This window comes from Jeotgalicoccus psychrophilus DSM 19085 (genome assembly GCF_000425845.1).
GTDB classification, from domain to species: Bacteria; Bacillota; Bacilli; order Staphylococcales; family Salinicoccaceae; genus Jeotgalicoccus; species Jeotgalicoccus psychrophilus.
On the sequence record NZ_AUEF01000001.1, the window covers coordinates 304,589 to 316,026 of the forward strand.

Annotated in this window: 11 protein-coding genes; 2 read left to right on the forward strand and 9 right to left on the reverse strand. The window is 39.8% G+C overall.

Annotation, left to right across the window (positions count from 1 at the left end):
* Positions 1 to 97: 97 nt before the first annotated feature.
* Positions 98 to 1,696, reverse strand: a complete 1,599-nt coding sequence (locus tag H625_RS12375) for an SLC13 family permease (RefSeq protein ID WP_425402148.1) — start codon at positions 1,694 to 1,696, stop codon at positions 98 to 100.
* 322 nt (positions 1,697 to 2,018) lie between these two features.
* Positions 2,019 to 3,257, reverse strand: a complete 1,239-nt coding sequence (locus H625_RS0101565) for an MFS transporter (RefSeq protein ID WP_026858317.1) — start codon at positions 3,255 to 3,257, stop codon at positions 2,019 to 2,021.
* Positions 3,258 to 3,483: 226 nt separating this feature from the next.
* On the opposite strand from H625_RS0101565, the gene H625_RS0101570 reads away from it, so the two are divergent.
* Positions 3,484 to 4,707 carry a pyridoxal-phosphate-dependent aminotransferase family protein gene (locus H625_RS0101570; protein ID WP_026858318.1) on the forward strand — a complete coding sequence of 408 codons (1,224 nt, stop codon included), beginning with the start codon at positions 3,484 to 3,486 and terminating at the stop codon, positions 4,705 to 4,707.
* Positions 4,708 to 4,819: 112 nt separating this feature from the next.
* Here the strand turns inward: H625_RS0101570 and H625_RS0101575 are convergent, their stop codons facing one another.
* Entirely contained in the window at positions 4,820 to 5,017 is a 198-nt protein-coding gene (locus H625_RS0101575) for a hypothetical protein (protein WP_026858319.1), read from the reverse strand.
* An 80-nt stretch (positions 5,018 to 5,097) separates the two neighbouring features.
* Between H625_RS0101575 and H625_RS0101580 the strand changes: the two genes are divergently transcribed.
* A complete protein-coding gene (locus H625_RS0101580; protein ID WP_035784919.1) occupies positions 5,098 to 5,676 on the forward strand; it encodes a pyridoxamine 5'-phosphate oxidase family protein in 579 nt (192 codons plus the stop codon).
* A 3-nt stretch (positions 5,677 to 5,679) separates the two neighbouring features.
* On the opposite strand, the gene H625_RS0101585 is transcribed toward H625_RS0101580, so the two are convergent.
* The 6 genes from H625_RS0101585 to H625_RS13530 form a co-directional block, all read right to left on the reverse strand.
* A complete protein-coding gene (locus tag H625_RS0101585; protein ID WP_026858321.1) occupies positions 5,680 to 6,387 on the reverse strand; it encodes a tyrosine-protein phosphatase in 708 nt (235 codons plus the stop codon).
* A gap of 132 nt (positions 6,388 to 6,519) precedes the next feature.
* Complete coding sequence (locus H625_RS13170; protein ID WP_051238925.1) at positions 6,520 to 6,924, reverse strand: glycosyltransferase; 405 nt, start codon at positions 6,922 to 6,924, stop codon at positions 6,520 to 6,522.
* Positions 6,899 to 8,008, reverse strand: coding sequence for a glycosyltransferase family protein (locus H625_RS12380; protein ID WP_051238926.1), 1,110 nt, complete (start codon positions 8,006 to 8,008; stop codon positions 6,899 to 6,901). The genes H625_RS13170 and H625_RS12380 overlap by 26 nt, the downstream gene beginning before the upstream one ends.
* 131 nt (positions 8,009 to 8,139) lie before the next feature.
* Positions 8,140 to 9,747, reverse strand: a complete 1,608-nt coding sequence (locus H625_RS0101595) for an amidohydrolase (RefSeq protein ID WP_026858322.1) — start codon at positions 9,745 to 9,747, stop codon at positions 8,140 to 8,142.
* Entirely contained in the window at positions 9,748 to 11,178 is a 1,431-nt protein-coding gene (locus H625_RS0101600) for a sodium:solute symporter family protein (protein ID WP_026858323.1), read from the reverse strand.
* 31 nt (positions 11,179 to 11,209) lie between these two features.
* Complete coding sequence (locus tag H625_RS13530; protein ID WP_156897166.1) at positions 11,210 to 11,338, reverse strand: LPXTG cell wall anchor domain-containing protein; 129 nt, start codon at positions 11,336 to 11,338, stop codon at positions 11,210 to 11,212.
* Positions 11,339 to 11,438: the final 100 nt, after the last annotated feature.

An 11,438-nucleotide genomic window follows, 5' to 3' on the forward strand; every position in this document is an offset into this window, starting at 1 on the left:
AGTCACGACAGCCTCTCATGTATACGAATCACCTCCAAAAGCTTTTCTAAGCAAAAAACAGCGCCCTGAAAATTCAGGACGCCGTATACTATTTAATTTAGAATGGGAATACATTAAGTTCGATTCCGAATACAACCGGTACCCAAAGATATACGACCGCAATAATAATTGCTGAAGCAATTATATTTAAGCCAAAACCTGTTTTAACCATTTCTCCAATAGAGACTTTATTCGTACCGAATACAATTGCGTTTGGCGGCGTTCCTACCGGCAGCATGAATGCACAGTTTGCAGCCATTGCAGCAGGAATCATTAGAGCCAGCGGGTGCACGTCAAGTGCAATCGCAAGTCCAGCAAGTACTGGTAAGATCATTGTAGCCGTTGCTGTGTTCGATGTAAATTCCGTTAAGAAAAGAATTAAAATTGCAACGATAGCGATCATAAGAATTAATGGAATACCACCTACACCTGCGAGTACTTCACCAATCCATTTATCTACCCCTGTCGCTACGATTGCTCCAGCTAACGCGAGTCCTCCACCGAATAAGAGCAGCACGCCCCATGGAAGATCTTTTGCTACACCCCAATCGAGGACGCGGCCATTTTGTTTTTTCGAAGGAATAATAAACAGCAATACTGCTGCAAACATCGCAATCGAACCGTCACCGAGCATTTCTGTAAATGCAAAGCGATCGAAAAAGAATCCTCGCATAATCCATAATGCAGCTGCCAGTATGAATACCGCAAGCACCCATTTTTCTTCTCTTTGCATTTTACCAAGTTTAGCAAGTTCATCAGTGATAATTTTGCGTCCACCCGGTAATTCTTTCATCCCGTGTTTAAAGGTAAAGAAGTTCATGTATGCCCAAGCAATAGCAAGCATCACAATAACAACTGGAACACCGACCAGCATCCACTGCGCAAAGTTCATATCGTAATCAAAAATTTCATTCATTTGTCCTGCAAGAATAATTAATGGCGGTGTACCGATTAAAGTACCCAGGCCACCGATAGTACCCGCATAACCGATACCGAGAACGAGTGCTTTCTCAAATAATTTAACATCTCGCCCGAGTTCTGGTGTTGATAATGAATGGGCTTCTTTAATGATGGCAAGTCCTATTGGAATCATAATCATTACTGCTGCCGTATTTGATACGAACATCGAAAGTAATGCAGTTGAAATCATAAATCCGAGTAAAATTGTTGCAGTAGTAGTTCCGATTGCCTTTATAATCGATAAAGCAATACGCGTATGTAAATTCCATTTTTCCATTGCCACAGCAAGTAAGAAACCGCCGAGGAATAAGAAGATAATATCATTACCGTAAAAACTCGCTGTATCCGAGTTAGACATTACTCCGCCCATTGGGAATAAAATTAACGGTAAAAGTGATGTTGCGGGAATCGGTATAGCCTCTGTTACCCACCAAGTTGCAATCCATAAGGCTGCAGCTACAACGAAAATTCCCGAGCTGTCCAGACTGTCTGACTGAATAAATAACAATGCTAAAACAAATAACAATGGACCTAAAAATAATCCAATTAACTGTGCAGGTTTATACGACTGCCTATGTTCTTGTGGTTCTGGTACTCCTGTTGCAACTTTTCTTAAATCTTTTTGACTGAAAAACTTGAGTAATGATTTAGTCCTTCTCGACTCACTCCACAAGTTATCATAACTTTTTTGGACAATCCCTCTTTCTTTGGAATCACTCACAAAACTTCCCCCTTTAAAATAAACATGATATGAATTTATCATAAATATTCAGATAAATCTATATAAATTTAATGCATAGTCATAAGTTTAACTTATCATATCAAGGATGTAAGCGCTTATAGTTTGAATTTTATGTACAATAGAGAGGATTTGCAATGTATATTATTCGTCGAAGATCTATGAAACGAACTCGCAGGAATCCTCCACATCTATATCAAGAACAAGAGAACCTCCACCCCGCCACAAAAAAACTCCCAAAAGCTGCGTTCCAGCTTCAAGGAGTCCTAAAAATTATCTATTAATTTAATTTTTCAACGTTTTCCACTTTGTTATAACCGGACTCATCGATGAAAAATACTGCGACGATTCCGACTACAAGCAGTGCTCCTGCGACATAGAAGCCCATGTCTAAATTTCCTGTTGTATCTGTAATGAACCCTGTAATGTACGGCGCCAGAATTGATGCCGACATTCCGATAAAGTTATAAATACCGAATGATGTTGCCAGCCCGACGCGGGGTGCATTATTTGCCACTACCGCAATAAGAACCGGGTTTGTACTTAGTTTACCAACGATACCGTAAACAATGAGTGATACGTAAAGTACCCACATCTGTTCGAACAGGACGATTGAGATTGTAGAGATGAACGCCATTGGCACCATAAATAACAGTACCGGACGCTGTTTTCCTAATTTATCTGACAGCCAGCCGAAGAATAACATACCCGGGATTGATGCCCATGGTACTAATGATGACACGAATGCAACGCTTGATCCGCTGATGCCGCGTGATGTTTCAAGGTAATACGGCAACCATGTCAGAATTACGAAGAAACCGTAAATCGAACAGAATATAGTAATGAAAGCTAAAATAAGATTTCTGTTTTTAAATAGTTCTGAGACTTTTAGTTTTTCCGGTGCACCGTCTTCGCTGGTTGGTGCTTTATAACCCGGCGGATGCTCTTTAACCATAATCCACATAACAATACCGATGACGATTACAATAACACCCATAATCCAGAACGGCGTACGCCATGACATATCCATTTCCTGTACAGTAATACTGGAAATCCAGTAACCCGCCGACATACCAATTGCCATACCACTGTTAATAATCGCACTTCCGAGAGTCAGGCGCTTCTGGGGAATTGCTTCAGATGATAACCCATACTGCGGGCCGTAGAATACGCCCTGGAAAGTACCAGTCAGGAACCACATCATCAGGAACATGTAGAATGTAACCATCTGACCTGAAATAATAGCCAGAATACCAAAGCCGATAAATGCCGGGATAATCATTTTCTTACGTCCGAATTTATCCCCTAAATAACCTGACGGAATTTGTGTCACAGTATATCCTAAGAAGAATAAACTGCTTATCAGACCTAACTGCGTTGCGCTAATCGCAAATTCAGACTGAATGTTTGTCATAATCGGGTTTAAAATCGTTCGTGTTGCATAAATTGCAACCCAGCCCAGCGTAAAGATGATAACAATTTTAATCCAATAGCTGTTGGAAATCTTCTTATTTTCCATGGTTTTTCTCCTTTAAAATTTATTTTTATTTTTCTCATCTATAATATTACTATATCGAAGAATGATTTTCTTTATCGTTAGTGGATAAAAATATTATCTATTTTGTGCAAATCATCACAATATCCTGAAAGGAAAATAGTCAAAATAAAAAATATTTGTATAATAGTCCAAATAATTATACTATTAACAGTACAAAAAAATTAATCTGTGAAGGATGATGCGCATAATGGCAAGTTTACAAATAAACAGAAGACTAATCATGACACCCGGACCTGTTGCAGTTGATCCAAGAGTTTCCCAGGCGATGAGCAACTCAATTCTCGGACAATTTGATCCGGAATTCACTGACATAATGAATGACACAATGGAATTAATCCGTGCATCATTTAAAACGACAAACAAATGGTCATTTCCAATAGACGGTACAAGCCGCGCGGGAATTGAAGCTGTTATCTCAAGTATTGTTGAACCAGGCGATAAAGTACTCATTCCAATTATCGGCCGTTTCGGCTATCTTATTACCGAGCTCGTTGAACGTGCAGGCGGTATCGTGCATACAATCGAAGCTCCGATGGGTGAAGTGATCCCCCAGGAAGATATTATTAAAAAACTAGATGAAGTAAACCCGAAAGTACTGGCAATTATTCACGGCGAAACATCTTCAGGCCGACTGCAGCCAATCGATAAACTCGGCCACGCTGCAAAAGAACGCGGTGTATTTACAGTAGTCGATGCAGTCGCTACATACATGGGCCAGGATATTCCTGTAGACGACTGGGCACTTGATGCAGTTATCGGCGGCGCCCAGAAATGTCTGTCGGTTCCGTCAGGAATTACACCGATTACATTTAATGAACGTTTCAGCGAAGAAATCAGTAAGCGTAAACGTGTCGAAAAAGGTATCCGTACAGAAAACGATGAACCGCATTCACATTTCATTACGAGTAACTACCTCGATTTAACACAGCTTCAGGATTACTGGGGTGAACGCCGTCTGAACCACCATACAGAAGCAACTGTTAACGTATACGGTCTCTATGAAGGACTTAAGCTCGCAATCGCTGAAGGCGTGGAACAGCGCGCACGCCGTCACAGCTATCACCACGAAGCAATGAAACAGGCAGTGACAGCGCTCGGCCTTGAATTGTTCGGTGATGAAGATCATGAAATGCAGATGGTTGTCTGCATTAAAATACCTGAAGGCATTGACGATGCAGCCTTCCGCTCGGAACTGCTCTCACGATTCGGTATTGAAATTGCTGGTACATTCGGTTCAGTTGCAGGGAAAATCTGGCGCATCGGAAGTATGGGATACGTTGCTGAAAAACAAAATCTGCTGAACTTTATTACTACATTCGGTGTGTTTCTACAGTCAAAAGGCGCCGACAATATTGACCCCGCAGCAGCACTTAAAGCAATGACAGAGTACTATGACAAAAACAAATACTAATCATGCGGTCCGGCTGAACATTCAGCCGGACTTTTATGTGTTTAAATAAACATTTGAAAATATTTTCTGCATAAAAAAACACATCTGTAAATTATACAGATGCGTTATATTTCTATATAGAACGTACTTCAATGGATGTGACTAAACTTAAATTAATATAGACCTCTCCGCCGCTTCGATTCGGAAGTTTCACAAAATGGTTGTCTTCAAATGTCCCGTCAATTAATCGGATCAGTTCTGCCACTGCTTCCGACTTATTGACTTCCATAGTTGACCCTCCGATATAATGAATCGTAATAATTTGTTTCATTTCCTTCACCTCTTTGTAAACTATACCCCATTTTTTAGATCTTAATAATGTTAAAATATATCGTATTAAGGAGTGATTATATGTCACAGGGCGAACGTGATTTACAGGAAATACATGGAACTAAACGACGTGCTGATGCTTTTTACAGCAATCAGATGATTGACTATTTAAATGAAGAAATGCAGCATTACCTGCTCCGCCAGACATTTATATTTATCGCAACGAGTGATAAGGACGGCAACTGCGACTCTTCATTTAAAGCAGGTGAACAGGGATTCATTCACCTGCTTGATGACAAGCGTCTGATGTATCCGGAATACCGCGGCAACGGCGTTATGGCTTCGTTAGGGAACATACTGGAGAATCCGCATATCGGACTCCTGTTAATTGATTTCTTTGACGATCAGATCGGTCTTCATATTAACGGTGCAGCTGAAATTATAGAAAATGAAAACATACATGAAGTAGCACCGAATGTAACAGATGACCGTGCTGAACGCTGGGTAGTCGTGACTGTACACGAAGCATATATCCACTGTTCAAAACATATCCCTCATCTCGTCGACACTAAAAATTTAAGAGATTGGGGAACCGACGATACCGCTAAAAAAGGCGGCGACTATTTTAAAGTCAAGCAGAGTAACAAAGACCGAAAATAATTATTACTTATTATCAAGGACGTCCCTTGCCGCCTGCTTCATCTGTGCTACATAGGACTGTCCAAGGTCGTTACCGATAATTTCAAATGCTTCCTTAGACATAAAAGGACGGTATTTAGCGTGATGAGCATCGCTTGCAACGATATGAATCAGCCCTTTTTTTATCAGCTTGAGAGAATTATCCTGCAGATCACTGCCAAACTCTCCGCATACCGAAGCTGCTGTCACCTGTGCCAGTGCTCCGTCTTTAATTAGACGTGCCAGAATCTGCTGGTTTTCAACGAGCGGACGGCAGCGTTCCGGGTGCGCGATAATCGGTGTCAGTCCGAGCTCGCCGAGTGCAGTAAATACTTCATCGACATCTTCACGGAGTTCAGTAAATGAAAACTCGACGAGAATATAATTACTGCCGGCGAGCGTCAGAGCCTCACCGCTTCTGAGCTCATCAATTAAGACATCGTTAATACGGATTTCCTGACCCGGGTGTACTTTTATTTGAAGATTATTATCCGCAATAATACTCTCAACTTCCAATAACTTCTGTTTTACGACACTCGCTGGTGTAATATACGTTCCGCTGTGATGATGAGGCGTAACAATAATATCAGTTATCCCCTGCTCTACTGCCTGGTTGAGTAAATTCAATGTTTCTTCTGATGACTTTGGACCATCGTCGACATTTATCAATAAGTGATTATGAATATCTATCATTAAACTCTCTCCATTCGCTATTGTTATATCATTATAACGCTAATAATGGATTAGATAAAAACATCCGTTTGTTCTTAACAGTAATATTACAATCAAAAATATACCGCCCAATGGACGGTATAATAGTTCTGTTCATTTATTCAGCACTTCAATCAGCTGCATCCACTGCTCACCTGTATTTACTTTATTGTATCGATCTGCGCCGATTCGTACTTCACGATAGATCGCTTCAGAATCATGACACTCCAGCAGCATTCGAACCTTATTATACAGTTCCTCTTCATCATCTAACGGCACTAAATAGCCTGTTTGGCCATCGTCAATAATTTCTGAAGGACCGTAGTCAATATTATAACTTACAGAAGGTACACCGTAAGATGAAGCTTCCAGCAGTGCCAATGAAAAACCTTCCATTCTGCTGGTCAGCAGGTTTACATGTGATTTTGAAAACTCGGCAGCTAAATCAGTAACAAATCCTCTTAGAAACACATTATCTGTTAAATCCTGGTCTTCAATCATTTTTTTTAAGTTTCGCATGTTCAGCACCTGCACCGAACATATGAAGCTGTATATTTCCATACTCATTCTTCAGTTTTTTAACGAGCCTGAGCTGATGATCGAGCTGTTTTTCAACTGCGTATCTGGCAACTGAAATAAGTCTCGGCACTGCTGATGCCCGCATACCCGACATCATATTTTTCTCTTCGATAAAACCTGCGGGAATATTCCATACAGGCACTTTTTCGTCTATTAATTTCTCAACATCTTCCCGCTGCTGTTGTGTTGAAGTAATCATACCCTTGAAACGTTCCAAATTATTAAATAAGTCTTTATATGTATTTTTTACATTGCCGAATTCAGCACTGTGGCCGTATTTTAAATGAGTACTGTGCAAGACAGCAATAACAGGAATATCCGGATGGGTATTGGCTAAACCTAGTGCTGTAACATTATTCTTATCACTGAAGAAAAAATCGCCCTGCTTATAAATACTCTCAGCGAATATTGTCAGCAATTCGCTTTCATTGTTTAAATAATATACGGCATCATTATAATTGAGCGTCATTCTTGTGAGCGTATGTTTTTGTGCTTCAGGATCATAATATTTTTCGATGACTATATTTCCGCTTGTATCCAGTATGTGTTCAAACAGTATTTTCTGCTTTACAGTTAAATACTTTCGGACACTTAAAAATCCTCTTGAATCAAAAATTTCACGCTTATATTTTCTGCCCTCGGAATCGAAGTAATTAATATAACTGATCTTATCAAAAGTTTCATCTGTAAAATGCGCATAGATTATATAATTTTCTCCATCATATACTCTGACATCATTAGTATTCGGAATATATTTCAGCTGATAACCGCACCCTTGAAAGAAGCTTATCCAGTCATCGTACTCTGTCTGATAATCCACTGTATTCTGAAAGTAATCATAGATGGTAAACACATCGGATGACACGTTAAACTGCTGTGCATTTTCATGCAGCCGAGGATTAAACGCAGTAAATACGCATTTTGCCTTCATACCGTAATCTTCAAATAATTTCAATCTATTTAATTGCGCCTTTTCAATACCTGTTAAAGTTTTTCCGAGATTATTGCCGATAAAATAATGCATATTCTCCGCTCCAGTCTTTACTCTGTTGAGTATATTATAGCAACAGCAGCTGCCAATAGCATATCCCACTTATTAAGACGTGATTCTACTGCAGAACTTATAAAGAATATGCACGTCCGACAGATTGTATCTTAGTTTTTATACACTACTTCACCGTTAACAATCGTCATCTGAACAAGTTCATCAGACAGATTCGTAACTTCATCAAACGGGTTTTCACTCAGGACAGCAAAATCCGCGTACTTGCCGATTTCGACAGAGCCTTCGATATGACTTGTGCCATTTAAAACAGCTGCATCAATGGTCATTTTACGGTAAGCAGCCGCACAGCTTAATTTCATATCTCCACCAAGTACGTCCCCGTTGCGTGTTTTACGCTCACAGGCAATGCGAATCGTTCCCAGTGGTGAAATATCAGTTACCGGACAGTCCGAATGTATTGTACTTACCATACCGAGTTCATCTGCCCATTTGACGGGTTCCATTCTCCGGGCACGTTCAGGCCCTAAAAACTTACTCTTATGAACATCTCCAAAGTAATATATATGATTCATAAAGAATGAGCCGCCGATATCATTACTCATCATCAGCTTTATATCATTTCTGTTTACCACTTGCAAATGCTCTACCCTGTGCTGAATGTCAGTATTTTTATGCTGGGCAGTATTGATATATGCGTTAATGACTGCTTCCCCCGCCTTATCACCATTAGCATGTGTAATCAGCGGAAATTTCAGCTTTTGGAAATGTATAAATAGTTCTTCCAGTTCCTGATCGGTAAATTGAGTATCGTCAGATGGTGTACCATCATAATAGTCGTCTCTCAGACTGGCTGTGTGCAGCTGAATCGAACCATCATTAAAGAATTTTGCACCGCCGAGTGTCGCAAATCCTTTACTCAGTGTTTCAAATTTTTCTTTTAATGTCTCACCTGTTTCATTCTCAAAAATACTTTCTTCAAGCAGTAACTTATAATCAATCGCATATCTTGTTCTGAAGTTCTGCGGCTGTTCTAAATATTTAAGAACAGCGTGATAATCATCCATACCGTTTAATAAGCCGATGCACATCTCAGTTGCACTCGTAATGCCGCGGCTCTGGTAATCGTACACACCGCCGGCAATATCTTCTGCCAGATCATCCGCTTCAATTTTCGGAAGCACTGCCTTAGCTTTATCCAGTGCTGGAAATTCAAATAACACACCGTTTACTCTGCCTTCCTCATCCCTTTCAAAACGTCCGCCTTTAGGATCAGGATCATCGAGATTTACGCCCATGATTTCCAGCGCTTTAGTATTCACTGCTCCCATATGCGCAGAGCTGTGCTGCACATATATCGGAATTTCTGTAGATACTTTGTCCAGATCAAAACGATTTGGGTGACACTGTTCTTTTAACTCAAATTCATTATACCCGTAACCTCTCAGCCAGCCGTCTCTAATCAGTTCATTCTTTTGATCAGTGAACTTCTCTATCATCTCATCTATACTCGAGATATTTTCCGGTGAACAGTTCAGCTGTCTGCGGAAGTTGCTGTACATAACTAAATGGCTGTGTGTATCGATAAAACCCGGGGACAAGTATTGTCCGCTCAAATCTAAAGAATCACGGTCAGTAATTGTTTCATTCTGATTAACTACTTTAGCAATCATTCCGTCTTTTATAAAAACTGTAGATAATGCGACAGTACCTTCATTAACATCCAGCACATGCGCATTAATAATTTTTTCCGGCTTCATTTAAATATCCTCTTCTCTATAATCACTCAATCTGTGCCGTATTGCCGCTTTAGGTATTTCACTCTTATCATGTTTTGTAAGTAAACTTACACCGACAACAAGTAGGAACGACAGTATATAGCCGACAAGTGCCTGATCATACGGTAGTCCAAGATACGGATACAGGAATACGACAATCAGCGAACCAATCATACTTGCAAGCACACCTTTTTTCGTTACACGTGCCCAGAACATAATAGCAAGGAATGGGAATACTAACAGCACTCCGTTCACCATCAATGCCCAGCGGTATGCATCATTAATATTAGTAATAAAGAATGCTGCACCAAGGCCGAGAAGTGTTATAAATACAACTGCGAATCTCGAAACTAAAAGCAGTTTTTTATTAGATGCCTTTGGGTTGATCAACACCTGATACATATCTCTCGTTAAATTACTTGCACCTTGCAGGTTAAACGATGTCGCACCTGTCATAAGTGCAGCAAGTAAAGCGACAAAAATAATACCGGCAATTGGAGTCGGCAGTAATTCATTAGTAACGAATGCAAATACCAGATCCTGATTCATTGATAAATCGACAAACTGTCTGGCAGATACGCCGATTAAAAATGGCAGAAATGAAATAATCATTACAATAATATGTCCCGTAATCCCGGCACGGAGTGCTGTCTTTTCATCTTTAGCTGCAAAGATTCTTTGCCACGTTGACTGCCATACTAAGTAGAATGGTCCGACCGACAGTGCATAAAGCAGTGTTTCAGACATTCCTTCCGGACTAATCGGGCTCAGGAACTCCCAGCTTGTGTTTGCAAATAAATCAGTAATACCACCAAAATGCATCACTGTAACAATTGCGAGTACAATCAATCCGAGCAGTATTAAAATGGATTGAATCGCATCGGTCAGTATTGTCGCAGGAAGCCCGCCTAAAATTGAAAATGCGAGAATTAAAACTGTGCCGACAATTAAACCTGTCATTTGATTCCAGCCGAGCGTAATACTAAATACTGTTGACATACCAATCAGCTGCAAAGCTAATGTTGGCACTGAATAAATAAATGCTGATAAAATTGACGGCAGTATTCCAGCACGTCCACCAAAACGCATCGTAAATAAATCAGCGAGTGTAAATAACTTCTGTCTTCTTAATGGCTTAGCGAAGACAATAACTAGAATTAAACTAAATATGTAAGCGACAAGCGCAAATTTCACGTACCCGGACAAGCCGACCGTGAATCCAAGACCAACCCAGCCGATAAATACAGCTGCCCCTGCATTGGTACTGATTATTGTACCCGTTATTTTCCAAAATCCTGTACTCCATGAAGATATCATGTAATCTTCGTATGTTTTTATTTTATAAAAGTAATACCAGGCAATTCCAATCATTGCTGCAAAATAAATTATAAAATATGTTAAATACCAATACATAATTTCCCCCATTATTTAATTTTCAATATTATTATTTTCTCAATTTAAAAAACATGAACAGGCTGAAACCTAAAAGCAGCACACCTGCAATAACCATAACCCAGTTAATTTGGGGTGCAGATGCACTGTTGAGTATGAGCATGTTTAAACTTTCATTCATTCCTGATCCACCTTCCTTTAAATTTGTATGTTTCTATTCATTATATATAACTGAAAACTGGATTCAAATATATATTACTAAATACATAATGAAGTCAGCA

Coding starts and splice junctions, on each gene's coding strand:
- H625_RS0101565 (WP_026858317.1), bottom strand. CDS start 3,257: ATGGAAAATAAGAAGATTTCCAACAGCTATTGGATTAAAATTGTTATC.
- H625_RS0101570 (WP_026858318.1), top strand. CDS start 3,484: ATGGCAAGTTTACAAATAAACAGAAGACTAATCATGACACCCGGACCT.
- H625_RS0101575 (WP_026858319.1), bottom strand. CDS start 5,017: ATGAAACAAATTATTACGATTCATTATATCGGAGGGTCAACTATGGAA.
- H625_RS0101580 (WP_035784919.1), top strand. CDS start 5,098: ATGTCACAGGGCGAACGTGATTTACAGGAAATACATGGAACTAAACGA.
- H625_RS0101585 (WP_026858321.1), bottom strand. CDS start 6,387: ATGATAGATATTCATAATCACTTATTGATAAATGTCGACGATGGTCCA.
- H625_RS13170 (WP_051238925.1), bottom strand. CDS start 6,924: ATGCGAAACTTAAAAAAAATGATTGAAGACCAGGATTTAACAGATAAT.
- H625_RS12380 (WP_051238926.1), bottom strand. CDS start 8,008: ATGCATTATTTTATCGGCAATAATCTCGGAAAAACTTTAACAGGTATT.
- H625_RS0101595 (WP_026858322.1), bottom strand. CDS start 9,747: ATGAAGCCGGAAAAAATTATTAATGCGCATGTGCTGGATGTTAATGAA.
- H625_RS0101600 (WP_026858323.1), bottom strand. CDS start 11,178: ATGTATTGGTATTTAACATATTTTATAATTTATTTTGCAGCAATGATT.
- H625_RS13530 (WP_156897166.1), bottom strand. CDS start 11,338: ATGAATGAAAGTTTAAACATGCTCATACTCAACAGTGCATCTGCACCC.